This is a genomic window from Vibrio sp. Y20_XG_PY13 (assembly GCF_024181925.1).
Classification (GTDB): domain Bacteria; phylum Pseudomonadota; class Gammaproteobacteria; order Enterobacterales; family Vibrionaceae; genus Vibrio; species Vibrio parahaemolyticus.
The window spans coordinates 24773-49937 of sequence record NZ_JAMZAL010000012.1 but is presented as its reverse complement, the minus strand read 5'-3'; the positions used below and the strand labels follow the sequence as shown (position 1 = coordinate 49937).

Here is a 25165-nt window from a genome sequence, read left to right as displayed (position 1 = left end):
TGATATTGAGTAATGAAAATGAGACAAGGATTAACACTTACACCAAGGATGCTTACTGGGCTCTTCTCCTTATGGTTGTTTTTACTTCTAGCCCCTTTAGCAGCAGCAGAAGATGTACAGTCTAATGCGCTCAAGAGCATCGACTTTCGCACTAACAAAAGCAAAGATGCCGTGATTGTGGTGGAGCTTGCATCCCCGGCGGCTATTGTTGATGTTAAACGTGTTCAAGAAGGATTAAGTATTGATTTAATGAACACGTCGGTAAAAGACGAACAGCTTTACCTTCTCGACGTGAAAGATTTCGCGACGGTGGTGGAAAGTGTGGAAGTGTTCCGCGATACCTCCACCACACGATTAGTTGCGTATATCGATGAAGAATACACGCATGACTATCGTTTGACGGGGCGTTATCTTGAAATCACTGTCAGCAAGCTTAAACCAAATGAAAAAGTGCCAGACAAGAGCATCTTAGAAAAAGAAGGCAAGCTGATCTCGATTAACTTCCAAGACATTCCTGTGCGTAACGTTTTGCAGCTGATTGCAGATTACAACCAGTTTAACTTGGTGGTTTCGGATTCAGTCGAAGGCAACCTTACACTGCGTCTTGATGGTGTGCCGTGGCAACAAGTGCTCGACATCATCTTGCAAGTGAAAGGGTTAGATAAGCGTGTTGATGGCAACGTGATTTTGGTCGCTCCAACCGATGAGCTGGATTTGCGCGAGAAGCAGCAGTTAGAAAAACAAAAGCTGACGGAAGAAATGGGGGAACTTTCATCAGAAATCATCAAAGTCAATTTTGCTAAAGCTTCGGATATTGCAGAGATGATCAATGGTGAAGGCAATATTAGCATGTTGTCAGAGCGTGGCAGTATGACCATTGATGAGCGAACCAATTCGCTATTAATCAGAGAATTGCCAGAGAACATCGCCGTTATTCGCGAAATCATTGAATCGCTCGATATCCCAGTCAAACAAGTACAAATTGAAGCCCGAATTGTGACCATCAGTGAAGGTAACATGGACGAGTTAGGTATTCGTTGGGGCTTCACATCTATTAATGGTAATAACACCGTTGGTGGCTCTATTGAGAACAACCTAGCGACAATCGGTTTGTACGAAGGTGGTGGTGATGGCGAAGGTGAAGAGGGTGGTGATGGTGTTGGTATCGATGATTTTCTTAATGTGAATTTAGCCGCGACCAACCCGAATGCGGCGAGCATTGCGTTCCAAGTGGCAAAGTTAGGTTCTGATACATTATTGGACTTAGAGCTGTCTGCATTGCAGCAAGAATCAAAAGCAGAAATCATTTCGAGCCCACGATTGATCACGACCAATAAGAAGCCCGCGTACATTGAACAAGGTACCGAAATTCCTTATCTAGAATCTTCATCGAGTGGTGCAACGTCAGTGACCTTTAAAAAAGCGGTGTTGAGCTTGAAGGTGACACCGCAGATCACACCTGACAATCGTTTAGTGTTGGATCTGAGTGTGACCCAAGACCGACCTGGTAAGGTAGTGAAAACGGGCACAGGAGAGGCAATGGCAATTGATACGCAGCGCATTGGTACCCAAGTTCTGGTGAATAATGGTGAGACGGTTGTGCTCGGTGGTATTTTTCAGCACAGCATTACTAACTCAGTGGATAAAGTGCCATTGTTGGGCGATCTTCCGCTATTAGGCGCACTTTTCCGCCGAAGTTACGAAAACGTTGGCAAAAGTGAGTTGCTAATTTTCGTTACGCCTAAGGTCGTTATTCAGTAGTGGCTATCAAGTAAATAGGCGATTAGATCAAAAATAAAGTTGCATTAGTGGCACCATGCTTGGATAATTTCGGGTCTTATCACGAATTATCTGTGAGGAACTGGTGCCACAAGCCTTGTAGAACAGCGGTTTAGCTGTGTTTTCTTGTGGCGATCTTATTGAATCAATGTTGTAAATTACTGCTAAACATGGCTGAGAAACGTAATATTTTCCTTGTTGGCCCAATGGGCGCCGGCAAAAGTACAATTGGTAGACATCTAGCACAGCAACTGCATATGGAGTTTGTTGACTCCGATACAGTGATTGAAGAACGCACTGGTGCAGACATCTCTTGGGTTTTTGATGTAGAAGGTGAAGAAGGCTTCCGTAAGCGTGAAGAAGCGGTACTTGAAGATCTGACTCAAGAACAAGGCATCGTGCTGGCAACTGGCGGCGGCTCTGTGAAAAGCAAAGAGAACCGTAACCGTCTTTCTGCTCGCGGTGTAGTTGTTTACCTAGAAACGACAATTGAAAAGCAACTTGCACGTACTAACCGTGACAAGAAGCGTCCTCTACTTCAAACGGACAACCCTCGTGAAGTATTGGAGCAATTAGCTGAAGAACGTAACCCGTTATACGAAGAAGTAGCGGATTACACTGTTCGCACTGACGATCAAAGTGCAAAAGTGGTAGCCAACCAGATCGTAAAAATGCTAGAAGAGAGATAAGTACTTATCTTCTTTTAATTGGAGCACACCGATGGAACGGATTACGGTCAATCTAGCAGAGCGTAGCTACCCAATCTCTATAGGCGCCGGGTTGTTTGAGGACCCGGCGTACCTTTCTCAAGTTCTCTCAAACAAAAATACCAATCAAAAAGTCGTTGTGATCAGTAATGTCACAGTGGCACCTTTGTATGCCGATAAAATCCTTCATCAACTAAAACAACTTGGTTGTGATGCTTCGTTACTTGAGTTGCCTGATGGCGAGCAGTACAAAAACCTGGATGTGTTTAACCAAGTCATGAATTTCCTGCTAGAGGGAAGTTATGCTCGTGATGTGGTCATTATCGCCCTCGGTGGTGGTGTAATCGGAGATCTCGTCGGTTTTGCTTCAGCCTGTTATCAGCGAGGTGTGGACTTTATCCAAATTCCAACGACGTTGTTGTCCCAAGTGGATTCTTCCGTTGGCGGCAAAACAGCAGTCAATCATCCGCTAGGTAAAAACATGATTGGTGCATTTTACCAACCGAAAGCGGTGATCATCGATACCAACTGTTTATCGACGCTACCTGAGCGTGAATTTTCTGCTGGTATAGCTGAAGTGATCAAATACGGCATTATTTATGATGGTGCATTCTTTGATTGGCTGGAAGAAAATTTAGACCGTTTATACACGTTGGATGAAGATGCGCTTACCTATGCCATTGCACGTTGCTGCCAAATTAAAGCTGAAGTGGTTGCACAAGACGAAAAAGAGTCTGGAATTCGTGCGTTGCTCAATTTGGGTCACACTTTCGGTCATGCGATAGAAGCTGAATTAGGCTACGGCAATTGGTTACATGGTGAGGCGGTGTCTTCTGGTACGGTGATGGCGGCCAAAACGTCACTTCTGCGTGGACTGATTTCTGAAGAGCAGTTTGAGCGTATTGTGGCATTGTTGCGCAGAGCGAAATTGCCAGTCCATACACCCGACAGCATGAGTTTTGATGACTTTATCAAGCATATGATGCGTGATAAAAAAGTGCTGTCAGGTCAATTGCGCTTAGTTCTACCAACCGGAATTGGCAGTGCGGAAGTGATAGCCGATACTTCACAAGAAGTGATTCAGCAGGCTATTGATTTCGGTCGCAATATTTAACCTTGTAATGACGCCATCTGGCGTCATTCTTGTTGTTTAAGAAGGTTATTAGATGAGTTTTGCTCACGTTCTGGAATTAGATTCTCAAACCGAGTTATTGGATAGATTGGAGTTGTTGACCAACTTTGGATCCAACCTTATTGCGATCAATGGCCCTGATGGGTATGGAAAATCTTGGCTGGCGCAACGATACCTTGAGCTGGGTGCGAGTAACAAAAATCAATGTTTGTTACTTTGTCATGCGACCCAAGATGACGTGCAGCGTCGCGTCCTCATCTTGAGTCAGCTGGTTTCCGATGCATTGTTTAATCAACAAGAGCCTTTACTCGACAGTCTAGAGCGTATTCTCGAAGGTGAGCCTTGCGATATTGCGATTGTTATTGATGATGCTCATTTACTTAGTGAAACGCTCATTTCGGAGTTATGGACGTTAGTCTTAGAGGCGCATGAAAAGCCGAACTGGACGATCAACGTGTTGCTTTTTACTCAGTCTGGGCGTTTGGAGTCGGTCTTGTCTCGGTTGAGTTATGGGCAAGAACTTAAGCCAGTTGAACTTGATATCGATATGCTATCCGAAGTGGAAGCGCGTCGTTTTTTCGAATCACTAGTGGTTAGGTATGTCGATGACGATGCGGAGAAACGTGTTCGAGATGCATTTAAGAAAGTCGACCCGATTCCGGGTGACATCATGGCATTAGGAGAGATGAAAGTGGAAAAAAGGATCATTATCCGTTCAATTGTCGGATCGCCACTCAACATCGCATTAGTGGTTTTGGTGCTACTGTTGCTGGCCGCTGGAGGCTATTGGTGGATGTTTAATCAGCCAAGCCCCGATGACAAAGCGCAGCAGATCACGGGAAGCATCGAGCAAACTGCCATTCCGACACTCACTGAGCCGACTCTTTCGCCATCAGAATCTAATTTAACCTCAGTGACTGACGGCTTGCCAAATGATGGCGATTTATCAGATGCGACTGACGATTCCAACTCATTGCCACCAACGGTGACAGAAGAAGTAGCAAGCGTCGGGAATGATGATACCCAGCAGCGTGTTGTGATTGAATCTGACGTGGTTGATGCTCTGTTAGAAGGTAAGCCTGAGCAAGCGAATACAGACAATATTAAAGCGTTAGTTGAAGGGGCTGAACCTCAAGCGAAAACCCAGTCAGAGACAAACTCTTCTTTGATTAAAGTGGTGAAGCCAAGCGATGCTGCATCAGAAGAGGTTGCGAAAACAGAGACGACATCAAGTAAACCTATCGTCAAATTCTCGTTTGCACGTGAAGAGCTAAAAGCGTTATCCCCAAGAGCGTACACTTTGCAGTTAGCAGCCATGACATCAATGGAAGATGTGCAAGCTTTTCTTGATGAGCATCAGCTGAATAACAAGGTACGCATTTATCCGACGGTTCGCAGTGGAACGGAATGGTACATCGTGACTTACCAAGATTATCCGACAATTCAAATGGCTCGAGACGCGGTAGAGAAGCTGCCAGATTCACTTAAGTCGGTGAGCCCATGGGCAAAATCGCTAGGCCAAGTTCATCGAGAAATTGATCGCGTGAAATAATCCTGAGCTTCGCTGAAAAATATGTTACATTCCGCAGCCTTAATTTTTGGTCGATAGATAGAGCAGTAGATGAAAAAGCAGCGAGCCTTTCTTAAATGGGCAGGAGGAAAATACGGACTGGTTGAAGACATCCAACGTCATTTGCCACCGGCTCGAAAGCTGGTTGAACCTTTTGTTGGTGCTGGCTCGGTTTTTCTTAATACCGACTATGACCACTATCTGTTGGCGGACATCAATCCCGACCTGATTAATCTCTACAACCTGCTTAAAGAGCGTCCTGAGGAATATATCTCAGAAGCGAAGCGCTGGTTTGTCGCCGAAAACAATCGCAAAGAAGCGTACTTAAGCATTCGTGCTGAGTTTAATAAAACCGATGACGTAATGTATCGCTCACTTGCATTCCTTTACATGAACCGCTTTGGTTTTAATGGTTTATGCCGCTACAACAAAAAAGGTGGCTTCAACGTGCCGTTTGGCTCTTACAAAAAACCTTATTTCCCAGAGGCGGAATTGGAGTTTTTTGCTGAGAAAGCCAAAAAAGCCACGTTTGTGTGCGAAGGTTATCCTGAAACATTTCGTCGTGCGCGCAAGGGCAGCGTTGTGTATTGCGATCCACCTTATGCGCCACTTTCAAACACGGCAAACTTCACTTCATACGCAGGTAATGGTTTCACGTTGGACGACCAAGCGGCATTAGCCGACATGGCAGAAAGAACGGCTACTGAGCGTGGGATTCCGGTGTTGATTTCAAATCATGACACAACACTAACGCGCCGCCTTTACCACGGTGCGGATTTAAGTGTGGTGAAAGTGAAACGCACCATTAGCCGAAACGGTAGTGGTCGTAACAAAGTTGACGAACTGCTCGCCTTGTTCAAAGCGCCGGAATCAGATAGCGCTGCTTCATAATTCTGACACTATTTTCTCTAAATAGTGGATCTCCCCACTGGCTTCGGTAGAATTGCGCGCAAATTGGTTTGCTGTTTTGCTCGTCACTACTGAGGTCAGGTATGAAAGATTTTCTTATTGCTCCATCCATTTTATCGGCTGATTTTGCACGTCTAGGTGAAGACGTAGAAAAAGTACTCGCAGCGGGTGCAGATGTGGTGCATTTCGATGTTATGGATAACCACTATGTACCAAACCTGACTTTTGGTGCTCCTGTGTGTAAAGCGCTACGCGATTACGGTATCACTGCGCCAATCGACGTTCATCTAATGGTGAAACCGGTAGATCGCATCATCCCTGATTTTGCAAAAGCTGGCGCATCAATGATCACTTTCCACGTTGAGGCCTCTGATCACGTAGACCGTACTCTTCAGCTTATCAAAGAACACGGCTGTAAAGCGGGTGTGGTATTAAACCCAGCAACACCGCTTGCGCATCTTGAGTTCATCATGGACAAAGTTGACCTGATTCTACTGATGTCGGTAAACCCAGGCTTTGGTGGCCAGTCATTCATTCCTCACACGCTAGATAAACTTCGCGCTGTTCGTAAGATGATCGATGAGTCTGGTCGCGATATCCGTCTGGAAATTGATGGTGGTGTGAAAGTCGACAACATTCGTGAAATTGCTGAAGCAGGTGCGGACATGTTTGTGGCGGGTTCTGCGATTTTTAGTCAGCCAGATTACAAACAAGTGATCGACCAAATGCGCACTGAGCTTGCTCAAGTAGAATAAGTGCTAAAAATAAGCGTTATAACGCTCTGATTTTAAAGGCTGCCACTTTGCTGGCAGCCTTTGTCGTTTCTGGCACGAGCCAAACAAAAATATCCCGCGCGCTGCGCAAATAATCACTTGCCTATTTTGCGGCCTTTCTGTACTATTCGTGCTCCTTAAACTCAGTCAATTTTCTTTAGTTCCTTGCTTCCTCTGGACGACTGAGCCATTTGTGGAAGCTGAATAATCCGTAAGGAGCAACCCATGCGTCATTACGAAATCGTATTCATGGTGCACCCAGATCAAAGCGAGCAAGTTGCTGGCATGATCGAGCGTTACACTGGTTCTATCACTGAAGCTGGCGGTAAAATCCACCGTCTAGAAGACTGGGGCCGCCGTCAACTGGCTTACCCAATCAACAAGCTTCACAAAGCTCACTACGTTCTAATGAACGTTGAAGCTGACCAAGCTGTAATCGATGAGCTAGAAACTGCTTTCCGTTTCAACGATGCAGTTCTACGTAACATGATCATGCGTACTAAAGCAGCGATCACTGAGCAATCTATCATGCTTAAGCAAAAAGAAGAGCGTGCTCCACGTCGTGAAGAGCGTTCTGAAGCTAAGCCTGAAGCTAAATCAGAAGCTGCTGAGTAAGTTTTGTTATGACCAACCGAATGGAGCTGAGCGGCACCATTGCCAAACCGCCCATTCGTAGCAAAAGCCCTGGTGGCATTGAACACTGTCGGTTTTGGTTAGAGCATCGCTCTACTGTTATCGAAGCTGATTTACCGAGACAAGTTTATTGTCGTATGCCGGTAGTCGTCAGCGGGCTTAGGTCACAAGCAATTACTCAGAATTTAGTACAAGGCAGTAACATTAAGGTAAGTGGTTTTGTCGCTTATCAGACCGGCCGAAATGGCGTTGGGAAATTAGTGTTACATGCCGACAATATTACTCAAATTTAAGATCAGGAGATAGCCCATGGCTCGTTTCTTCCGTCGTCGTAAATTCTGCCGTTTCACTGCAGAAGGCGTACAAGAGATTGATTACAAAGACGTAGCAACTCTTAAAAACTACATCACTGAAGCTGGTAAAATCGTACCTAGCCGTATCACTGGTACAAGCGCTAAGTACCAGCGTCAACTAGCACGTGCTATCAAGCGTTCACGCTACCTAGCTCTACTACCGTACACTGACAAGCATCAGTAATCGGTTCCGTTTATTAAGAAAGAGGATTAAGCAATGCAAGTTATTCTACTTGATAAAATCGGTAACCTAGGTGGTCTTGGCGATACAGTAAACGTTAAATCTGGCTACGCTCGTAACTTCCTTATCCCTCAGGGTAAAGCAGTTATGGCTACTAAAGGCAACGTTGAAATGTTCGAAGCTCGTCGTGCTGAACTAGAAGCTAAAGTTGCTGAGCAACTAGCTGCTGCAGAAGCTCGCGCTGAGAAAGTTAACGCTCTAGAAGCAGTTGTTATCGCTTCTAAAGCTGGTGACGAAGGCAAACTATTCGGTTCAATCGGTACTCGTGACATCGCTGAAGCTATCACAGCTGCAGGCGTTGAAGTTGCTAAGAGCGAAGTTCGCCTTCCTGAAGGTGCTCTACGTACAACTGGTGAGTTCGAGATCAGCGTTCAACTTCACTCTGAAGTTTTCGCTACTGCGAAAGTACAGGTTGTTGCTGCTGAGTAATTCAGTATTAAGACGAAATACTAAAAAGCACCTCTTCGGAGGTGCTTTTTTTTTGGTCTGAAATTGAGTGATAAAAATTGGAGATTAAAACGCGAAAAGCAGATTGACGGAGAACACACTGTCGGCTTTGCTTAATCCCTCTGGCACTTTATCGTGGTATTGACGCGAGTGAGCCAGTTTCAGGGCAATGTCTTCGGTAATGTCATTAGTGACACTGAGTTCGCTATCCACTCGCGTATTACTTTTACCCGTAACAAGCGTGATATCAGCGGCAAAGCTCAAGTTATCCAGAGCATGCCACGTGGTATTGAGGTTGCCACGGAAAATGCCTTCACGAACGATGTTAGGGAAGACGATATCGTCATCATCAATCTCATCCAAGTTCGGCTCCTGATAACGAAAACCAGGGCCAATCTCAGCTTCTAAGATAAAGTTTTCGGTGTAGGAAAACTGATAACCCAGACCGCCTGATAAGGTGTAATCTTTGAAATAGGCGCTATAGCGCGAATCAACGCCTTTAAAGCTACCATACAAGTAGGTTTTTGGTCCTAACTTGTAGTCACTTTGAACAGAATATGTCGATGAACGTTTGTCTTCTTCGCCGTCTTTGTACAGGTTGTAGTACTTCCATTCACCGTTTGAACGGTGCCTGCCAGACGTATATTCAGCACTCAAACGAGCATTCAGGGAACGAGAGTCCGTGTTACCTGTGTGAGCTTGATAGCCAAACTCTACCTCAGTTTGTAGAGGGTTGGGCACATCAATATTTTGCTCTGGCTGTACTGATTCTTCAGCGTACGATGCAGTCGTGCACAGTAAGCTCAAGCCAAGTAACCAGTATCGGGACACATCAACCTCGAACGTAATTAAAAAGGAGGGGCATGATACTGATACAGATATTTTGTTGGGTCAATGGTAGGTTAAATTTTATTAGAGCTGAATGGAATTCCCACTTATTGCTAAGGCGACACCTGCATCAAATCTTCCGCTTCAATCGTTTTATCTAAGGGTTATATGTTTTGATGAAAGGGGCGAATTTAAAACGTTTAGGCTAGCTATAGGCATGTTGATTTCTTAACAAGTAATTGTCGCTTCGGGGAAGCATCTTAGTTAACTTTAAGGTTATAATCGTGGGTCATTAGTAGTTATCGAGCAAAGTCATGGCGGAAAACAGAAATCGCAAACCTTCAGATAGTCAGGTCGACGCAATCAAAGTGCCACCTCACTCACTAGAAGCAGAGCAATCAGTGATTGGTGGTCTCTTACTGGACAATGAACGTTGGGATACCGTTGCTGAGCGAGTTGTCGCCAGTGATTTCTATAGCCGTCCGCACCGTCTTATTTTTGAAGGTGTGAAAACCATTCTTGAGTCGGGCAAACCGCTTGACCTTATCACTCTGTCTGAGCATCTAGAGCGACACGAGCAACTAGAAGATGTGGGTGGTTTTGCTTACCTTGCTGACTTAGCGAAAAACACGCCCAGTGCTGCCAACATTAATGCCTACGCAGATATCGTGGCTGAACGTGCGATCGTCCGTGGTTTGATTGGTGTTGCGAACGAAATTGCGGACGCGGGTTACGATCCTCAAGGTCGCAGTTCTGAAGATTTGATAGACATGGCGGAGAGTAAAGTTTTTGCTATCGCTGAGTCTCGCACCAGTGAAAACGAAGGTCCACAAAACGTCGACAACATCCTAGAAAAGACGCTAGAACGTATCGAACTGCTGTACAAAACGCCGCAAGATGGCGTGACAGGTGTCGATACTGGTTTTACTGACCTCAACAAAAAGACCGCGGGTCTCCAAGGTTCTGACTTAGTTATCGTGGCAGCGCGTCCATCGATGGGTAAAACCACCTTTGCGATGAACTTGTGTGAAAACGCGGCAATGCAGCAAGACAAGCCAGTCTTGATTTTCTCGTTAGAGATGCCGGCGGAACAATTGATGATGCGTATGTTGGCATCCTTGTCTCGCGTAGACCAAACCAAGATCCGTACGGGTCAGTTGGATGATGAAGACTGGGCACGTATTTCTTCTACCATGGGTATCCTGATGCAGAAGAAAAATATGTACATCGATGACAGTTCAGGCTTAACGCCAACCGAAGTGCGTTCACGTGCCCGTCGTGTTGCTCGTGAGCACGGAGGTCTGTCAATGATCATGGTCGACTACCTTCAGTTGATGCGCGTACCTTCGCTAACCGATAACCGTACTCTTGAGATTGCCGAGATTTCTCGCTCGCTTAAAGCACTGGCGAAAGAGTTGAACGTGCCTGTCGTTGCACTATCGCAGCTAAACCGTTCCCTAGAGCAACGTGCGGATAAACGACCTGTTAACTCGGACTTGCGTGAATCGGGTTCCATCGAGCAGGATGCCGACTTGATCATGTTCATCTACCGTGATGAGGTCTATCACCCAGATAGCCCATACAAAGGCACGGCGGAAATAATTATCGGTAAACAACGTAACGGTCCTATTGGCTCGGTGCGTTTAACATTCCAAGGACAACACTCGCGCTTTGATAATTACGCGGGTCCAGCATTCGATATTGATGATGAGTAATGCTATGAGCTACATGAAAGCCGCAAAAGCATGCATTGACTTGTCTGCGTTGCAGCACAACTTGCAGCGTGTGAAAGCGCAAGCACCAGAAAGTAAAGTGATGGCGGTAGTGAAAGCCAACGGTTATGGTCATGGTCTACGTCATGTGGCGAAACATGCTAACCATGCCGATGCCTTTGGTGTGGCTCGCATTGAAGAAGCGTTGCAACTGCGTGCTTGTGGTGTGGTAAAGCCGATTCTCTTGCTAGAAGGTTTTTATTCGCCGGGCGATCTGCCTGTGTTAGTGACGAACAACATCCAAACCGTGGTGCACTGTGAAGAGCAACTTATCGCGTTGGAACAGGCGGATTTAGAAACGCCAGTGGTCGTTTGGTTGAAGATCGACAGTGGTATGCATCGTTTGGGTGTTCGCCCTGAGCAGTATGATGAATTCATTTCTCGCTTAAAAACGTGCCCGAATGTGGCGAAGCCATTGCGATACATGAGTCATTTTGGTTGTGCGGATGAGCTTGATAGCAGCATCACGCCGCAACAAATTGAGCTGTTTATGTCATTAACCTCGGGCTGTCAGGGCGAGCGCTCGCTAGCGGCATCTGCGGGTTTATTGGCATGGCCTCAAAGCCAATTAGAGTGGGTTCGTCCGGGCATTATTATGTACGGCGTATCACCATTTAGCGACAAAACGGCTCAAGATTTGGGTTACCAACCAGTGATGACGTTGAAGTCTCATCTTATTGCGGTTCGTGAAGTCAAGAAAGGTGAAAGCGTGGGGTACGGTGGTATCTGGACAAGTGCACGCGACACAAAAGTCGGCGTTATCGCAGTGGGCTATGGCGATGGCTACCCAAGAAGTGCACCCAATGGTACACCGGTGTGGGTGAATGGTCGTACAGTACCGATCGCGGGTCGAGTATCAATGGATATGCTGACGGTAGATTTAGGTCCTGATGCCACAGATAAGGTCAGTGACGAAGCGATTCTTTGGGGTAAAGAATTACCTGTCGAAGAGGTTGCGAATCACATTGGTACGATAGCTTATGAGTTGGTGACCAAGTTGACGCCTCGCGTCGAAATGGAATATACCAAGTAATCCATGAATAAACGAATCACCTCAATGCTGGCACTTTCTGCCAGCATTTTTTTGTCTTCTACGGCGCTAAGTGCAGAGAAAGACTCAGCCTTTGTCCCGTTCTATTTCAGTACCGATACGTTGGGCAGTACCGTTGGAGTTGCGGGGGTTGCTAAAGGGGTTGGTCAGCCTCAAGCTGCACTATTTGGTATGGGGCTGTATTCGGAGAAAGACAGCTATATTGGTTTCCTCTCTGCATTTAATTATGCGCTCTCCCCCAATGTGCTGTTCAGTACTCAGATGTACCAAGCTCGTTTTAATGACAGTCCCTATTACTTAGGTGATCAAGGCGATAACAACTCGTCGTTTGAATCTCAGACGATCACAAACAGTGATGAGCAAAAGTATAAGTTCGAATTCAAATACCTGTTGCCGTGGGGCGCGGTGAAAGATCATGGTTTCAAAGGCGCGTTTCTACCCAGCCGTGACGTTCGCTATGCATCGCCTTTGGCGTCGGGCGTTAGCTCTATCCTGCTGACGCCTTTTTATTCATCACGAGCGTTGGATGTATACAATGATAAGAAAGAGCAAGCTTACGGTTTTACATTGGGTTTTGATTGGGACAACCGCGATAGCGCACGTAATACGACCCGAGGCTCGCATACCTCTTTGAATTTGACGACGGGCGCAGAAAGTGGGCAATCAGAGGATCTGTGGCTCAAGTGGGAATTCCAAAATAGCCAATATTACTCGCTGGGGCCTCTTGGTGATTGGTTTGATCAACAAGTACTGGCCTTGGATTTTTATACAGCCGACACACCAACTTGGAATCAATGTGATGGTGTTGTTTGTAGTCGTCCGCCAGAGCAAGAACAAGTTCGTTTGGGTGGGTTGTACCGTTTGAGAGGCTATACCGCGGGTCGTTACCATGGACGCTCTGCGATTCACTATTCTGCCGAATATCGGGTATTACCAGACTGGCAGCCTCTGGACGATATTCCCATTATCAATTACTACGATATGCCTTGGTGGCAATGGGTAGCGTTTGTTGAGGTGGGGCGAGTTGCCGACGAATACGATTTAAAAACACTCCATGAAGACATGAAATGGAGCGTCGGTGGCGCGGTTCGTTTCCAAGTTGAAGGTGTTGTGGTTCGCGCTGAAGTTGCCAAGGGTGCAGACGAAGGGACGTTCCGGGTGATGATCAATCAACCCTTCTAAGCAAGATGACAAAAACAAAGGCTAATCTTACGGTTCGCCTTTGTTTTATCCTTCTTACTCGCCATTGATGGTTGCAATGATGCGGCGGCTGCCGCCAAAGTCTCGGTGCTCACCCAAGTAAATACCTTGCCATGTTCCTAATGCTAATCGACCATTTTGGATTGGTATCGTCACACTACTGCCAAGCAGCGATGCTTTAATGTGTGCTGGCATGTCGTCATCACCTTCATAGGTGTGCTGATAATAAGGAGCTCGCTCCGGCACGAACTTGTTGAAATGCGCTTCCATGTCCATGCGCACAGTTGGGTCTGCATTCTCATTTAAGGTCAGACTGGCGGAGGTATGCTGAATAAATAGATGTAACAAACCTACTGAAAGCTCGTGTATTTGCGGTAATTGTTGTTCAATTTCATCAGTAATTAGATGAAAACCGCGACTTCTCGCTTTTAATTGCAGTGTTTTTTGTGCCCACATACGTGTTCCTTTGGAAATTTATAAATTGGCGTCTATCCTATTCCAATTAGAGCCTGTCATAAGTAAATGATATGATTCTTGCCACCATAAATGAATTGTTCAAATTCAGGGCAGGGAACGTGACCTAACTCAATGTGAGTGTAAAAGCACTCGGTCATAATTGGCGCCTGAAAAAAAATTACAAAGACTTGTTTTGTGGCAATTCGCCCAAACATCTAATTAATATTCTATTTGCTAAATCGGGGATTCCACAGTTTTCGCTAGACTGTAAGGAATGGAACCTACTGTAACATCGGGATAAAGACCATGTTGAAAAATATCAATCCAACGCAAACACAAGCTTGGAAAGCGCTAACGGCGCATTTCGAATCTGCACAAGATATGGATCTTAAAGAGTTATTTGCTCAAGACGCAGCGCGTTTCGACAAATACTCTGCACGTTTCGGCTCAGACATCCTAGTCGATTACTCAAAGAACCTCATCAATGAGGAAACTCTGAAGCACCTGTTCGCTCTTGCGAACGAGACTGAGCTGAAATCTGCAATTGAAGCGATGTTCAGTGGCGAAGCGATCAACCAAACAGAAGGTCGCGCTGTTCTTCACACTGCACTACGTAACCGCGCGAACACACCAGTAATGGTAGACGGCGAAGACGTAATGCCAGCAGTGAACGCGGTTCTAGAAAAAATGAAATCATTCACTGACCGCGTTATCGGCGGTGAGTGGAAAGGTTACACTGGTAAAGCAATTACAGATATCGTGAACATCGGTATCGGTGGTTCTGACCTTGGCCCTTACATGGTGACGGAAGCACTAGCACCGTACAAAAATCATCTAAACCTTCACTTCGTATCTAACGTTGATGGTACTCACATCGTTGAAACGTTGAAGAAAGTTAACCCAGAAACGACGTTATTCTTGATCGCGTCTAAGACGTTCACAACGCAAGAAACCATGACTAACGCGCACACAGCACGTGATTGGTTCTTAGAGTCAGCAGGCGATCAGGCTCACGTGGCTAAGCACTTTGCTGCGCTTTCAACGAATGCGACAGCCGTGTCTGAATTCGGTATCGATACAGCGAACATGTTCGAATTCTGGGACTGGGTTGGTGGTCGTTACTCACTATGGTCTGCGATCGGTCTATCAATCGCATTAGCGGTAGGCTACGACAACTTCGTTGAGCTGCTTGATGGCGCTCACGAGATGGACAAGCACTTTGTATCAACAGATCTAGAAAGCAACATCCCAGTGATCCTTGCGCTTATCGGTATTTGGTACAACAACTTCCACGGTGCGGAATCAGAAGCTATTCTGCCTTACGATCAGTACATGCACCGTTTCGCGGCGTACTTCCAGCAAGGCAACATGGAATCAAACGGTAAATACGTTGACCGTGAAGGCAATGCTGTGACTTACCAAACAGGCCCAATCATTTGGGGTGAACCAGGTACCAACGGTCAGCACGCTTTCTATCAGCTCATTCACCAAGGCACGAAGCTGATCCCATGTGACTTCATTGCACCTGCAATCAGCCACAACCCTGCGGGTGACCACCACCAAAAACTGATGTCGAATTTCTTTGCGCAAACTGAAGCACTAGCGTTTGGTAAGAGTGAAGAAACGGTGAAAGAAGAGTTGGTGAAAGCAGGTAAGAACGCTGAAGAAGTGGCAGCGATTGCGCCATTCAAAGTGTTTGAAGGTAACCGTCCAACAAACTCTATCCTAGTGAAGCAAATCACGCCTCGTACGCTAGGTAACTTGATTGCGATGTACGAACACAAAATCTTCGTACAAGGTGTTATCTGGAACATCTTCAGCTTTGACCAATGGGGCGTAGAGCTAGGTAAACAACTGGCTAACCAAATCCTACCTGAGCTTGCCGATGCGTCTCAAATCAACTCGCACGACAGCTCAACAAACGGTCTAATCAACGCATTTAAAGCGTTCAAAGCTTAGTGAATGTTTGAGTAGAAGAAAAAGAAAAGGTCAGCAAATGCTGACCTTTTTATTGCCTGAGGCAGAAACAAAATAGGTTGGCACTGGCCAACCTATTTTTTCTCTTTTATTCGAAGCAGATTTCGATAAAGGCATTTCCCCACTGGGAAGAGAAAGGCATGATGATGATTGAGCCTTTACACTTGTGGCGAATCGTATGGCCTCGGCCAGATACCACAACGGGTGTTGCCATATCAAAATCAAAACCGCTTTCAGCCAAAATGCGCTTCGCACCACCAGTAACCATGTTGGTGATCTCACCCACCATATCGGTCACTTCTTCGTTGAGTCCGTTTGGACGCTCACCAAGCATGTTCTGCATGATTTCTAGCGCTAACGCTTCATCAAAGGTAATTGACATTGAACCACGTGTTTGTGGGCCAACCATGCCAATCAAACCAGAAACGTCACCTCGTGCGATCTCATCCTTCTTGATTCGCGGTTTTTGTGGCTTCAGCTCAAGAGAAGCCATGGTTTTTAGCACGTTCATTAAAGAAGCTAAAAACGGGTTTACAAATTCAGCGCGCATAACGTTCTTCTATACTTTTTCTTTCGTCTCGGAGGAACAGGCCTGGCATTCACCATGAGTTTCAATAACTTGGTTGGTCAGTTTGAATCCATGCTTCTCGGCGTTTTCAGCTAACAAGGATATCAGTGTCTCATCTTCGAGTTCAACGACATCACCACATTTATCGCAAATTAGTAATTGGAAAAAGTGCTGTTGAGTATTGAAAGAACAACAAGTAATAAAGCTATTTGTCGATTCCACTCGGTGGATAAAACCTTGCTCTAAGAGAAAATCTAACGCTCGATAAACAGTTGGAGGCTTGGCCTGAGGCTCACTCTCTTTTAATTGCTCCAATAGCTCATACGCACTTGAGGCGCGGCGATTAGAACAAATGAGTTCAAACACGCGTCGGCGTTGCGGAGTCAATCTTACTCCACGCTCTGCGCAGATACTTTCAATTTGTTCAATGATTGTTGGGTTCAAACCTTTCACCATAACTATCGGACGTGCTCTATGATAAATCATTTCTATACGAAGTTCGTTTAGAAATGCTTCATTTTACCCACTATCAGAACGAAAATCATGAATTAAAGCAAGTCGCACAGGGTCTGAAGCCGGAATAGCCATCACAGAACGAGATAACCGTGCCGGAATTGTCCCTGTTCACTTTTCTTTGATTGATGGACAAGGCTCGCATCCGCTGGACACTGGGTATACAATACCCGACTTATTTTTTGAGCGTACTGCTGCGCTCGACCTTAGCAACATAAAAACGGGTGTTTAAATCATGACTCATTCTTGCAGGCTCTCCGTAGCACCAATGTTGGATGGGAGTGATTGTTTACTTAAGGCTCTGAAATAATTGTGTTTTTTCTTTTTAAGGGACACGTAAGGGGGCACGTTCACTTTCACATGTGAAAGTGGGACAGATAGCTACGCTAATCAAAAACTTGATGACAGATAAAACAAAACCCGCTGATAACGGAGTTGGCGCTCCTCGCGGGTTTAGTCTTTCATTCGAGGATTAGTGTAGCAAAATGTGGATTTTTAACAAGTCAAATTTGTTGAGGTTGCACTACTTCTCCAGAGCGGAGAAGTGCCAAGGTGTATTCTAATAACGTAAAATTAGCAGGAAGGGGAGCGAGCTCTCACTCCAATGGCTTGTGTTGTAAAAGTACCAAACGCAAGAGAGGAACTCACAGCACCTGTTGCTTAAACCCAAAGCCCGTTTACGTCCGTCCTGCATCTTGGAAGAATTTACCGGGTGAGCTGGGTAAAACGTTCAACTTCTGTCGTAAGCGCGACATTTCCCGTGATCCTCACTTTGTCCACTTGCGTCAGGCCGCAGGCCGTCAGCGTGACTTCAAAGACGTGCGTCGTAATCTCATCAACCCGATGTTTCAAATGCTGCTTTCACGCCATGATCTGGCTACAGGTATCGTGGAACTCGATCTGGAAGATATGGCCGCCGAACTATCCAAAATGTGGGTAACAGACCCGGAAACAGGTGAGCAATATATCACTGAAAGCAAAGTAACCGTAAGTCGGATCAGCCGCTTCATTGATGAAGTTATGATCCCGTTTGGCCTTTGTTACGTTCACGCTGATGGTGATGAAGCCAACCCGAAAAGCGGCATGGTATGGGATCAGGCTAATGGCTTTTGGTTCCCTAAAGTTCTGGTGCTTACTAGCGAGTTTTACCGCCTTGCGGGGGCTGATTTAGATAAACTTTACACTCAGGCTGATGAGCAACTGGCTTTGCGTAATAGTGGACTCACTGAGGCGGGCGAGGTTATCACCCTAAGAGAAGCGCGTAACCGTAAGCGTAAACAAATTTTCAAACGTGCATGGGATGCCCGCAAGCAGAACGCTGGCGCTCAACGCCGCCGCAACAAGCTGGCATCCAAGAGCTTGGACGAACGCAAGCATGAAGTGGCTACGGCAGTCACCAAGTCTATGCCTGCCCATGAGCTTGCCCAGCTAAGCAGTGAGCAGTTCAATAAGCTAGTTTGGGAACGCCTGAACAGCATGGATATAGGCATTAGTCACCCGCCACCTGATACCATTCAATAAATCCAATCGGATTAAACCTAACCGGGCACATGCCCGGCGTTTGTCGTTCCTGTAAGCGAAGATCCGGCAAGATCTCCCCACCTTTTAACCTTACCCCCTCTGATTATTGATGCGTTCAGGGGATTTCTGCGGCCTTACTTGTGGATTATTTTTATTATCCACTCTTATCTGCAAGCGGGTAGATTAGTTTATCTGCGACCATAACGAAGTTATGCGCAAAACCCGCTCTTTCATATCTTTCTAATAAATACATATATATTTCTATATCTCACTTTCTGTGAGTTATGAGGAAAAGAAAATAATGCCTGGCCATTTCCTAGCTAAAGCTAGGGGCCAGTGATACCCCCCTCCGCCCCCCAAGGGGGGAACCCCTCGCCGCCGGGGACTCAGGAGGATGGCGCGGCCTTCGGCCTAAAGCCAACCTCCTAAGTCAAGGCTATTACGTTCCAATCCAGTCAAGGGGTGGCCGCTTTAGCTCATAGAGCGCGTTTAGTTCATTTTTCCATAGCAGGGCAAGGCTGGCGCTTTAAAGCCCGGAGAACGGCCACTGGAACCCTTGACAGGCTTTCCACTTAAAAAACGTCTCTAAGTGCCTAGAAAGGGCAGATCCGCGGTATGTCTCGCATGTTGAAATAAACGAAAATGATGGCGTTTAGTTGAGGAATGGATATTGGTCTTTCTATGAATACACTTTTTTTACTGATGGCGGAATTTAATACACCAGTTGTACCTTTAGGACAAATATGTGAGAAATATTTTGGCTTAGCGCCACGTACTGCGAAAGATCGCGCAACGGCAAATCGATTACCTATCCCAGCTTGGCGTGAGTCGCAAAAGGCGGAGTATTTAGTTAGCTTAATTGACTTAGCTAATTACATCGATGAAAAACGGAAAGAGGTAAACATGTGAATACGAAAACTAGATTGAAATTTTCTTTGATTACGAGGGATGAGGCTATTACAGAGACTCCAAATAAACAGTATTTTTCAACAAGCTTTAGTTCACTTTAAGAACTAGATATGTAGTACTTTTGTAAAGTGGTGCTGAATAATGTTGAAATATGCTCCTGTATTGCATTTTGTTATCGAGAAGAAAAGCCACTCTTAGATGCTCCACATCACAGGTAGTTAGAATCGATCGTAGCCAACCAGCAAGCGAAGTATCTAATAGAGCGTCGCAGTTGGTAAACCAAACCCAAGTCGGTTGTTCATTGTTCCTGATGATATTTAAGATTTGTGACGCATTTCTATAATTCACCCCTAAGGTAAGAAGGTCAATGTAAACCGTATTTACACCTATTCTATGATTAATTTCATTGTACGTTTCCTGGAGCGTTTCGCCACACTCATTGGTGAACGTATGGAGCCTCATAATGTTCAACAGCCAGCATCCATGTATTAAGCGTTCTGCCGAACCTACAGGCCACATATCAAGGTTAGGGGGAAAAGACTGTCGAGTTGCGTTGTATTTCAAGCTATCACCTCTATCAATCATAGCCTGTGTAATAAATAACAAATGGCTTCAAGGTTTCAATGACCTAAATTTTTATAAAATAGCTCATAATTGAGCTACTTGATTTGCTCTCTAGCTCAAGCTTTACCGTTAAAGAGTAAAGTCTGCGGCTTCATAAGTTATTTTCTTTAAGCATACAGCCCTTATTTTGACTGCATTCAGATTTATGCCCAATGGTATGTTTCTTAGTATTCTTTGGTAGCACTGTTTTCGTTGCTCATTTGTGGCTCCTGGCCAATTTCCTGCCTTATAGCCATCAACTATCTTGTACGATGCTGTTTTTCCTTTTCCTTCTTTCGTTAAAAATCCAACACCTTCCCAAGCTCCTAATAGGGCTGCTGCTTGCGCTTGGCTTTTAGGGGTTCCTATCCCATTCATTAATCGCGATTTTTCTATTGACGATGTTGTAGCCCAGCATTGAAGTGTAGCAAATAGTAAGCGGTGAATGAGTGTATAAGAGAGCATTGTTTGATTCGGCATTCTTTGTCTATCCGCAGGGAGCATTGGGTAATTAAATTCGCTAGAATTTTCAATCGATAGCGACCACCAAAAGGAGGTGAAAAATTTAGGCTCAGAGCTTCCATATTTCACAGCTTTTTCACTTGGCTGAATGTTCGACCAGCTTTTCGTAATCAATGGTGTGGCACTCACCCAGTTTTTCGTAGCACCATTGGCGATTTTTTTGGGTATTTGCCTGCTTCCCAAGCCACCAAGTAACGTCAATTCCTGCTTTTCTGTAATCATTCGTTCTCTCCTCTAACTCATTGGGTGTGATCGCACTTAACTGAACTTCATGGGCAACAACCCATCCATTAGGGAAGATAAAAGCAACATCAATGATTCGCTTTATGGATTCAACAGGACATTCGAGCTCTACACGTGCATTGCTATACTCATCAAGATCTTTGGCTAAGTCCCTTGAAAGGAGCTCTTTAAAGAATAAGTGTTCGGGACTTTCTGGATGATGTTTGTATTCTCCTTTGCACTCATTTGATAGGTGCATGAAGTGTATTTTGGGTACGCTTATTCTAGAGTTTCCTCTGATCACCAATTCCTCTTTACAGTATCGACATACTATTTGACCTCGTTTAAATATTGCTCTCGGGTCTTCGTAGTTAAGGATGTTGACACGTTTATCATTAACCGTGTCATGTCCAATAAACGGCATATGTATTTTCCTTCGCAGCGTAGATTCATGTTTCTCATGTCAAAATACTATCTCAAGATAGTATTTTGATTACGGCAACAGGTATGTTTGTATGTGTATGTTTGAGAGCCCTCGAAAAGTTGCTTTTGGATTAACAGTTGTGACGATAGGACTGAAAATTACGTCGAAAAGCAACCTAAAAAGCCTCTTTTGATAGCAGTTGACACACAGACTAACGAAACTATCATAAAAGATGGAATACCGCTCAAAGTCGGTCGTTGATAGCTAGTCATCGTTACCAAGAAATAGCATAAACCACTTCAAAATACTTACAGCCGAATGGCTCTACATAGTTAACCCATCTGGGGGATGTGACCCCTGATAGGGCACTCCTCCGCCTGAAATCTAACAGAACGGAGGAAACATCATGTTTCTATTCTTATTGTTTGCAGCGTTGTGCTGCTGCATTGCTGTATGCGTTTTGCGCTGCACAATGCTTCTTACCTGCGATCAGCCAAAGGTCTCAGCTTCTAGGCTCCCTCCTGAGCCAGTCAAAAGTGCTCGATCTCCTCCTAAGCAACAACCTGTAACTGATGTTGCTATTGCTGTGGAGCTGATGCTTCGCCCCCGTCTCTGTCTACCGTCAGGGAACAGAGACGGGGGGCTAGCCACCCGACGAAAGCCTTGCGCCTCAACGGCGCTAGGCTTTCGACCCGCGCGGGAAAACGCGCGAAAAATCCCGGCTTCGCCGGGTCCTTTCCAGTATTGGGAAGGAATCAGAGACGATGACATCAGCCGGATCTGCCGTCAGTTTGCCATTTCAGGCAGGCCAGACGGTTGAGAGCAGAGCCCCTGCCATAGCAATGTTTGGTCGTAATAAAGTAGACGTGGGCATCGTCTTATCTGCCCTTTGAAGCGGCGAGAACCGCTTAGCCAGCAGCACGCAGAGCTGCCATCAAAAACTGCATATCACTTAACACCAGTTAGGGGCATGGCTAATGAGGACAGAACAACTAAGAGGGGAGCATCAGTGCGATGTGAACGAATGAATCCGGATGCCAAAAACTTTGGCCTTAAAAGTCGTGACATGGGCTATGCCGGGTTAAATGCGCTGAAAGAAGAGTACAAGTCATTTGAGTCTATTAGCACGATCCATGACCGCTGGAATGTATTTTGCTCCTGGGTCAAAGCTGAACAGGGAATTAAAGATCTTAGAAAAGTTGAAGTTTCACACTTAATGCAGTACGCGGATCATTTAAGAGATCGTTTTGAAAATGGTGAGATAAAAGCATCAACGGCACAAAACTATTTAAGTGCGGTTAATAGAGTAATGGAAATCGCTCGTGGAGATAATAAGGTTCGTGTTGATCCAGTAAAACAAGGTGATTTACCTAAGCGGAGTGGCATTAGTGAAGGGGACAAAAGTATTTCTCAGGAGCGTCACGATAAAGCAACTTACATTGCAACTGAGCGAACTGGAGCATTGTTAAATTTGCAACGAGAACTAGGTCTCAGGTTTGAAGAGTCTGCAAAATTGAATGCAGATAAAGCTCTGGCTCAAGCCCAGAGTAAAGGATGTGTAGAAATAAGAGACGGAACGAAAGGAGGTCGCCCTCGTTTTGTTCCTATTTTTGAGCAATCACAAATTAAAGCGCTAGAGCATGCTAGGGATATTCAAAATGGTCGCAGTATGATCCCAGCCGAACAGAGCTATAAAGAGTTTCGGCAGGATGCTTACAAAGAAGCGGCAAGATTGGGTGTTAAATTCCACGGTGAGCGTCATGCGTATGCTCAAAATAGGTATGAGAAATTATCTGGTGTGAAATGTCCAGTCAAAGCGGGAATAAAACATGGCAACGCACATCATAAATATATTTCCAGAGAAAAGGGAATTAGCGTTGAAACAGCAAAGTCTCTTGATCGTGAGGTCAGGATGCAAATAGCAAAAGAACTGGGTCACGGTCGTGTCGACGTGACAAATTCGTACTTGGGGTGAGCGGATATGGAAAAATGGATTAAAGAACGGTCGCATTCATATCTACGCCACGGTGGTAAGCAGACAAGGAGAGCTCAGATCCGGCTGCTGGTAAATGCGTGCAATGACATTGCGGCCAATGAACCAGGGGTGAGTACACCACCTCAAATCGGTCGGGCACATATCCACCGATACTATGCCAGAAAGTCAGATCTGACACAGAAAACACTGGCGACTCACTTTTATGCTTTTCGTGTGCTCTGGCAGGTGCTGCTAAAGCGCCCCGGAGATCCACCGAGACCTCCGGAACTGTGAATTCATTACATGAAGTATATGTCACGCTCACGGTTAAATTCACGAAGGATAGATGATGCTTCGGAAGGGTGTTCCATCGGCGTGATCAGAGTTTTCCAGAACTCTTCGTCAAACGAACGCTCCAGGTACAAGTAACGGCAAATCTTGATGAGATCGACGCGATCCCATTCACTACCATAGCCACCGCGAACGCCTAGCTCATCTTCCAGGGCATAGAAAGTCAGTTCTTCTTTGGCGTCCCATGCTGTACATAAGCGATCAAATAGCCGTTGCACTTTGTCTTTTGGGGTCTTGAAGAACTCGGCATAGGGTTCATGAGGCATCCTGATCACACTACCATCGGTGTCTTGTAGGAGCGGATAGGTGCCAGACTCCCAAGCGTGCAGGTAAGAGTCAGAAAACTCGTTATGATGCACGCCCAGATTCATGATTTGCAGGCGCTGCTGGATGAATAGTGCTTCCATTGCTGTATTGTCGGTCATAGGTACTCCAGAGGTTAATTATCCCTATGTTATATGGAGGGTAAAGTTGCTGATTTCAATGACGGACTGGATTCACTTTCACATGTGAAAGTCGCTGTTCTGACTGAGCTGAGACGTAATTGGTGTTCAAATGGGGTTAATCGCTTTCTTGGGGGGAGGGATGCTGAACAGTTTGTCGCCCCAAAAGGGCAGTTGGAGCGATTTGTCTAAGTAGAACAGCCTGTTATCTTGGAAGCTCATTCAGCTCTTGTAGCTGATAAGTGCGATAGCTGGTCGCCAAAAACAAACAGCAAATTAACTTTAAACCCACTCGGGAGCGAATCCCATGTGGGGATAGCTCCCTCAACAATATGAGGTGAAGCTATGTCTGCAACCACTTTCTTCTTAGTCATGATCGTTACCGTCGCACTATTTGCGGCTTCAGCAACCTTGCTTGCTCGCGGAATGCTGTATCTGCTCAAAACTGCGTTAGGTCTTTCTAAGAAGCGGCCTGTAAAGGCCGTAATGCCTACCCAAGTGAGTGACAACTCGGTTGTTGGTGAGTGGCTCAGCCGCGAGCCTAAAACTCACAAAACGCCTAGTGCTTTCATCGAGTCTGCGCCAATCGACGGCCAGATTGGTCGTGAGCCACGCCGCTTATCAGCGTTTAACCGCTGCCTAGAGGTGTGCTAATGAGCCTGTTCGATGTGATCACTGAGGAAACTGCTCTGGATATGATGAAAACCACCTATCAACAAGCAACTGGAGACGAGATTGGCGCTTTGTTCAATCAAGTCTCTCCGTTTCCTGATAGTGATGGATGTCTATTCTTGGGGATTTATGAAGATGAGTACGGCCTGCGTAAGCAGGTCACTGACCGTACTTATGACTCGTATATTGATGCAACGGCCGCTTTTGGCGCGTTGGTCGATAAAGTAATTTATTAAATCAAACAGCACCCTTGCCGGGAAAATCCCGGTGGGGATTCCCGGCCTAACCGTATTAGGAGACTGTTATGTCGGTACAAACTCAATGCGCTACGCGCAACTACGATGTTGTTGGCACCATATTTTACGCTTTCAACACTCACAAACATCAGGAACTGTTCTCAGAGACGATTTCAGCGACATCTCACGATGAAGCTGAAAACCGTTACCGAGAGCTGGTTGCTGAACAATGTGAAATGCGGTCGCTGGAACTGGATCGCATCGAGCTGGAATTCGTTATCGACCTAGATGCTGCTGAAAGTGGTGAATCCTGGGAGAAAGCGTTCGGTGTCGATGAAACTGTTCATTGATCTTGAAAAAGCCGGGGAAACCCGGCTT

Annotated in this window: 27 protein-coding genes; 21 read left to right on the top strand and 6 right to left on the bottom strand. The window is 45.7% G+C overall.

Going from position 1 to position 25165, the window contains the following annotated elements; translation table 11 throughout:
* The first annotated feature begins 12 nt into the window (after nucleotides 1-12).
* The 10 genes from NL646_RS20665 to rplI all read left to right on the top strand — a co-directional run bounded on the left by NL646_RS20665 (nucleotide 13) and on the right by rplI (nucleotide 8526).
* Nucleotides 13-1761, top strand: a complete 1749-nt coding sequence (locus tag NL646_RS20665) for a type IV pilus secretin PilQ (RefSeq protein ID WP_253664630.1) — start codon at nucleotides 13-15, stop codon at nucleotides 1759-1761.
* A gap of 188 nt (nucleotides 1762-1949) precedes the next feature.
* Entirely contained in the window at nucleotides 1950-2468 is a 519-nt protein-coding gene (gene aroK / locus NL646_RS20660; RefSeq protein WP_005381319.1) for a shikimate kinase AroK, read from the top strand.
* A 31-nt stretch (nucleotides 2469-2499) separates the two neighbouring features.
* The gene (gene aroB / locus NL646_RS20655) at nucleotides 2500-3600 is read left to right on the top strand and encodes a 3-dehydroquinate synthase (protein ID WP_253664629.1); all 1101 of its coding nucleotides are present in this window, start codon (nucleotides 2500-2502) and stop codon (nucleotides 3598-3600) included.
* Nucleotides 3601-3652: 52 nt separating this feature from the next.
* Complete coding sequence (locus NL646_RS20650) at nucleotides 3653-5170, top strand: SPOR domain-containing protein (protein ID WP_029831593.1); 1518 nt, start codon at nucleotides 3653-3655, stop codon at nucleotides 5168-5170.
* A gap of 69 nt (nucleotides 5171-5239) precedes the next feature.
* A complete protein-coding gene (locus NL646_RS20645) occupies nucleotides 5240-6079 on the top strand; it encodes a Dam family site-specific DNA-(adenine-N6)-methyltransferase (RefSeq protein ID WP_005486862.1) in 840 nt (279 codons plus the stop codon).
* Between the two features lie 101 nt (nucleotides 6080-6180).
* Entirely contained in the window at nucleotides 6181-6852 is a 672-nt protein-coding gene (rpe, locus tag NL646_RS20640; RefSeq protein WP_005496581.1) for a ribulose-phosphate 3-epimerase, read from the top strand.
* A 243-nt stretch (nucleotides 6853-7095) separates the two neighbouring features.
* The gene (gene rpsF / locus NL646_RS20635) at nucleotides 7096-7485 is read left to right on the top strand and encodes a 30S ribosomal protein S6 (protein WP_005381299.1); all 390 of its coding nucleotides are present in this window, start codon (nucleotides 7096-7098) and stop codon (nucleotides 7483-7485) included.
* 8 nt (nucleotides 7486-7493) lie between these two features.
* Nucleotides 7494-7796: a primosomal replication protein N gene (gene priB, locus NL646_RS20630; RefSeq protein ID WP_005467185.1), complete on the top strand. Its 303-nt coding sequence runs from the start codon at nucleotides 7494-7496 to the stop codon at nucleotides 7794-7796.
* Between the two features lie 16 nt (nucleotides 7797-7812).
* A complete protein-coding gene (rpsR, locus tag NL646_RS20625) occupies nucleotides 7813-8040 on the top strand; it encodes a 30S ribosomal protein S18 (protein ID WP_000090472.1) in 228 nt (75 codons plus the stop codon).
* A 33-nt stretch (nucleotides 8041-8073) separates the two neighbouring features.
* Nucleotides 8074-8526, top strand: coding sequence for a 50S ribosomal protein L9 (rplI, locus tag NL646_RS20620; protein WP_005480442.1), 453 nt, complete (start codon nucleotides 8074-8076; stop codon nucleotides 8524-8526).
* A gap of 84 nt (nucleotides 8527-8610) precedes the next feature.
* On the opposite strand, the gene NL646_RS20615 is transcribed toward rplI, so the two are convergent.
* Nucleotides 8611-9375 (bottom strand): DUF481 domain-containing protein, encoded by a 765-nt coding sequence (locus NL646_RS20615; RefSeq protein WP_005455861.1) that lies wholly within the window; start codon nucleotides 9373-9375, stop codon nucleotides 8611-8613.
* Nucleotides 9376-9686: 311 nt separating this feature from the next.
* Here NL646_RS20615 and NL646_RS20610 point away from each other — a divergent pair, with 311 nt between their 5' ends.
* From NL646_RS20610 to NL646_RS20600, 3 genes are read left to right on the top strand one after another with little or no spacing between them, the layout of a single operon-like run.
* Entirely contained in the window at nucleotides 9687-11087 is a 1401-nt protein-coding gene (locus tag NL646_RS20610; RefSeq protein ID WP_005455859.1) for a replicative DNA helicase, read from the top strand.
* 13 nt (nucleotides 11088-11100) lie between these two features.
* Nucleotides 11101-12177, top strand: a complete 1077-nt coding sequence (alr, locus tag NL646_RS20605; protein ID WP_021484673.1) for an alanine racemase — start codon at nucleotides 11101-11103, stop codon at nucleotides 12175-12177.
* A 3-nt stretch (nucleotides 12178-12180) separates the two neighbouring features.
* Nucleotides 12181-13377, top strand: coding sequence for a BamA/TamA family outer membrane protein (locus tag NL646_RS20600; RefSeq protein ID WP_229618633.1), 1197 nt, complete (start codon nucleotides 12181-12183; stop codon nucleotides 13375-13377).
* 54 nt (nucleotides 13378-13431) lie between these two features.
* Here the strand turns inward: NL646_RS20600 and NL646_RS20595 are convergent, their stop codons facing one another.
* On the bottom strand, nucleotides 13432-13851 hold the full coding sequence (locus NL646_RS20595) for a secondary thiamine-phosphate synthase enzyme YjbQ (protein WP_005496585.1): 420 nt from the start codon (nucleotides 13849-13851) through the stop codon (nucleotides 13432-13434).
* A gap of 306 nt (nucleotides 13852-14157) precedes the next feature.
* On the opposite strand from NL646_RS20595, the gene pgi reads away from it, so the two are divergent.
* Complete coding sequence (pgi, locus tag NL646_RS20590) at nucleotides 14158-15810, top strand: glucose-6-phosphate isomerase (RefSeq protein WP_029784682.1); 1653 nt, start codon at nucleotides 14158-14160, stop codon at nucleotides 15808-15810.
* A 106-nt stretch (nucleotides 15811-15916) separates the two neighbouring features.
* Here the strand turns inward: pgi and NL646_RS20585 are convergent, their stop codons facing one another.
* Nucleotides 15917-16378, bottom strand: a complete 462-nt coding sequence (locus tag NL646_RS20585; RefSeq protein ID WP_253664628.1) for a chemotaxis protein CheX — start codon at nucleotides 16376-16378, stop codon at nucleotides 15917-15919.
* Between the two features lie 9 nt (nucleotides 16379-16387).
* Nucleotides 16388-16852: a zinc uptake transcriptional repressor Zur gene (zur, locus tag NL646_RS20580; RefSeq protein WP_005381268.1), complete on the bottom strand. Its 465-nt coding sequence runs from the start codon at nucleotides 16850-16852 to the stop codon at nucleotides 16388-16390.
* Nucleotides 16853-17461: 609 nt separating this feature from the next.
* Here zur and repA point away from each other — a divergent pair.
* Nucleotides 17462-18430 (top strand): plasmid replication initiator RepA, encoded by a 969-nt coding sequence (repA, locus tag NL646_RS20575; protein ID WP_253664627.1) that lies wholly within the window; start codon nucleotides 17462-17464, stop codon nucleotides 18428-18430.
* Between the two features lie 681 nt (nucleotides 18431-19111).
* The gene (locus tag NL646_RS20570; RefSeq protein ID WP_170826434.1) at nucleotides 19112-19339 is read left to right on the top strand and encodes a pyocin activator PrtN family protein; all 228 of its coding nucleotides are present in this window, start codon (nucleotides 19112-19114) and stop codon (nucleotides 19337-19339) included.
* 1201 nt (nucleotides 19340-20540) lie between these two features.
* Here the strand turns inward: NL646_RS20570 and NL646_RS20565 are convergent.
* Nucleotides 20541-21110 (bottom strand): competence protein CoiA family protein, encoded by a 570-nt coding sequence (locus NL646_RS20565; protein ID WP_031841443.1) that lies wholly within the window; start codon nucleotides 21108-21110, stop codon nucleotides 20541-20543.
* A 764-nt stretch (nucleotides 21111-21874) separates the two neighbouring features.
* Here NL646_RS20565 and NL646_RS23375 point away from each other — a divergent pair.
* Both NL646_RS23375 and NL646_RS20560 read left to right on the top strand, forming a co-directional pair.
* On the top strand, nucleotides 21875-22003 hold the full coding sequence (locus tag NL646_RS23375) for a hypothetical protein (RefSeq protein WP_017788943.1): 129 nt from the start codon (nucleotides 21875-21877) through the stop codon (nucleotides 22001-22003).
* Nucleotides 22004-22134: 131 nt separating this feature from the next.
* On the top strand, nucleotides 22135-23085 hold the full coding sequence (locus tag NL646_RS20560) for an integrase domain-containing protein (RefSeq protein WP_236615190.1): 951 nt from the start codon (nucleotides 22135-22137) through the stop codon (nucleotides 23083-23085).
* A 299-nt stretch (nucleotides 23086-23384) separates the two neighbouring features.
* On the opposite strand, the gene NL646_RS20555 is transcribed toward NL646_RS20560, so the two are convergent.
* Nucleotides 23385-23861 carry a hypothetical protein gene (locus NL646_RS20555; RefSeq protein WP_021823482.1) on the bottom strand — a complete coding sequence of 159 codons (477 nt, stop codon included), beginning with the start codon at nucleotides 23859-23861 and terminating at the stop codon, nucleotides 23385-23387.
* Between the two features lie 363 nt (nucleotides 23862-24224).
* Between NL646_RS20555 and NL646_RS20550 the strand changes: the two genes are divergently transcribed.
* The 3 genes from NL646_RS20550 to NL646_RS20540 all read left to right on the top strand — a co-directional run bounded on the left by NL646_RS20550 (nucleotide 24225) and on the right by NL646_RS20540 (nucleotide 25137).
* Nucleotides 24225-24533: a hypothetical protein gene (locus NL646_RS20550; protein WP_017788947.1), complete on the top strand. Its 309-nt coding sequence runs from the start codon at nucleotides 24225-24227 to the stop codon at nucleotides 24531-24533.
* Nucleotides 24533-24787: a hypothetical protein gene (locus NL646_RS20545; protein WP_148534087.1), complete on the top strand. Its 255-nt coding sequence runs from the start codon at nucleotides 24533-24535 to the stop codon at nucleotides 24785-24787. The genes NL646_RS20550 and NL646_RS20545 overlap by 1 nt, the downstream gene beginning before the upstream one ends.
* Before the next feature lie 68 nt (nucleotides 24788-24855).
* A complete protein-coding gene (locus tag NL646_RS20540; protein ID WP_017788949.1) occupies nucleotides 24856-25137 on the top strand; it encodes a hypothetical protein in 282 nt (93 codons plus the stop codon).
* Nucleotides 25138-25165 lie beyond the last annotated feature (28 nt).

Excerpts from the sequence above, each read along its gene's own strand:
- rpe (WP_005496581.1), top strand. The coding sequence starts at position 6,181 with ATGAAAGATTTTCTTATTGCTCCATCCATTTTATCGGCTGATTTTGCA.
- NL646_RS20570 (WP_170826434.1), top strand. The coding sequence starts at position 19,112 with ATGAATACACTTTTTTTACTGATGGCGGAATTTAATACACCAGTTGTA.
- NL646_RS20565 (WP_031841443.1), bottom strand. The coding sequence starts at position 21,110 with ATGCCGTTTATTGGACATGACACGGTTAATGATAAACGTGTCAACATC.
- NL646_RS20645 (WP_005486862.1), top strand. The coding sequence starts at position 5,240 with ATGAAAAAGCAGCGAGCCTTTCTTAAATGGGCAGGAGGAAAATACGGA.
- alr (WP_021484673.1), top strand. The coding sequence starts at position 11,101 with ATGAAAGCCGCAAAAGCATGCATTGACTTGTCTGCGTTGCAGCACAAC.
- NL646_RS20545 (WP_148534087.1), top strand. The coding sequence starts at position 24,533 with ATGAGCCTGTTCGATGTGATCACTGAGGAAACTGCTCTGGATATGATG.
- priB (WP_005467185.1), top strand. The coding sequence starts at position 7,494 with ATGACCAACCGAATGGAGCTGAGCGGCACCATTGCCAAACCGCCCATT.
- aroK (WP_005381319.1), top strand. The coding sequence starts at position 1,950 with ATGGCTGAGAAACGTAATATTTTCCTTGTTGGCCCAATGGGCGCCGGC.
- pgi (WP_029784682.1), top strand. The coding sequence starts at position 14,158 with ATGTTGAAAAATATCAATCCAACGCAAACACAAGCTTGGAAAGCGCTA.
- rpsR (WP_000090472.1), top strand. The coding sequence starts at position 7,813 with ATGGCTCGTTTCTTCCGTCGTCGTAAATTCTGCCGTTTCACTGCAGAA.
- NL646_RS20600 (WP_229618633.1), top strand. The coding sequence starts at position 12,181 with ATGAATAAACGAATCACCTCAATGCTGGCACTTTCTGCCAGCATTTTT.
- zur (WP_005381268.1), bottom strand. The coding sequence starts at position 16,852 with ATGGTGAAAGGTTTGAACCCAACAATCATTGAACAAATTGAAAGTATC.
- NL646_RS20550 (WP_017788947.1), top strand. The coding sequence starts at position 24,225 with ATGTCTGCAACCACTTTCTTCTTAGTCATGATCGTTACCGTCGCACTA.
- NL646_RS20585 (WP_253664628.1), bottom strand. The coding sequence starts at position 16,378 with ATGCGCGCTGAATTTGTAAACCCGTTTTTAGCTTCTTTAATGAACGTG.
- rpsF (WP_005381299.1), top strand. The coding sequence starts at position 7,096 with ATGCGTCATTACGAAATCGTATTCATGGTGCACCCAGATCAAAGCGAG.
- NL646_RS20560 (WP_236615190.1), top strand. The coding sequence starts at position 22,135 with ATGAATCCGGATGCCAAAAACTTTGGCCTTAAAAGTCGTGACATGGGC.
- NL646_RS23375 (WP_017788943.1), top strand. The coding sequence starts at position 21,875 with ATGACATCAGCCGGATCTGCCGTCAGTTTGCCATTTCAGGCAGGCCAG.
- aroB (WP_253664629.1), top strand. The coding sequence starts at position 2,500 with ATGGAACGGATTACGGTCAATCTAGCAGAGCGTAGCTACCCAATCTCT.
- NL646_RS20555 (WP_021823482.1), bottom strand. The coding sequence starts at position 23,861 with ATGACCGACAATACAGCAATGGAAGCACTATTCATCCAGCAGCGCCTG.
- NL646_RS20595 (WP_005496585.1), bottom strand. The coding sequence starts at position 13,851 with ATGTGGGCACAAAAAACACTGCAATTAAAAGCGAGAAGTCGCGGTTTT.
- NL646_RS20650 (WP_029831593.1), top strand. The coding sequence starts at position 3,653 with ATGAGTTTTGCTCACGTTCTGGAATTAGATTCTCAAACCGAGTTATTG.
- NL646_RS20665 (WP_253664630.1), top strand. The coding sequence starts at position 13 with ATGAAAATGAGACAAGGATTAACACTTACACCAAGGATGCTTACTGGG.
- NL646_RS20540 (WP_017788949.1), top strand. The coding sequence starts at position 24,856 with ATGTCGGTACAAACTCAATGCGCTACGCGCAACTACGATGTTGTTGGC.
- NL646_RS20610 (WP_005455859.1), top strand. The coding sequence starts at position 9,687 with ATGGCGGAAAACAGAAATCGCAAACCTTCAGATAGTCAGGTCGACGCA.
- rplI (WP_005480442.1), top strand. The coding sequence starts at position 8,074 with ATGCAAGTTATTCTACTTGATAAAATCGGTAACCTAGGTGGTCTTGGC.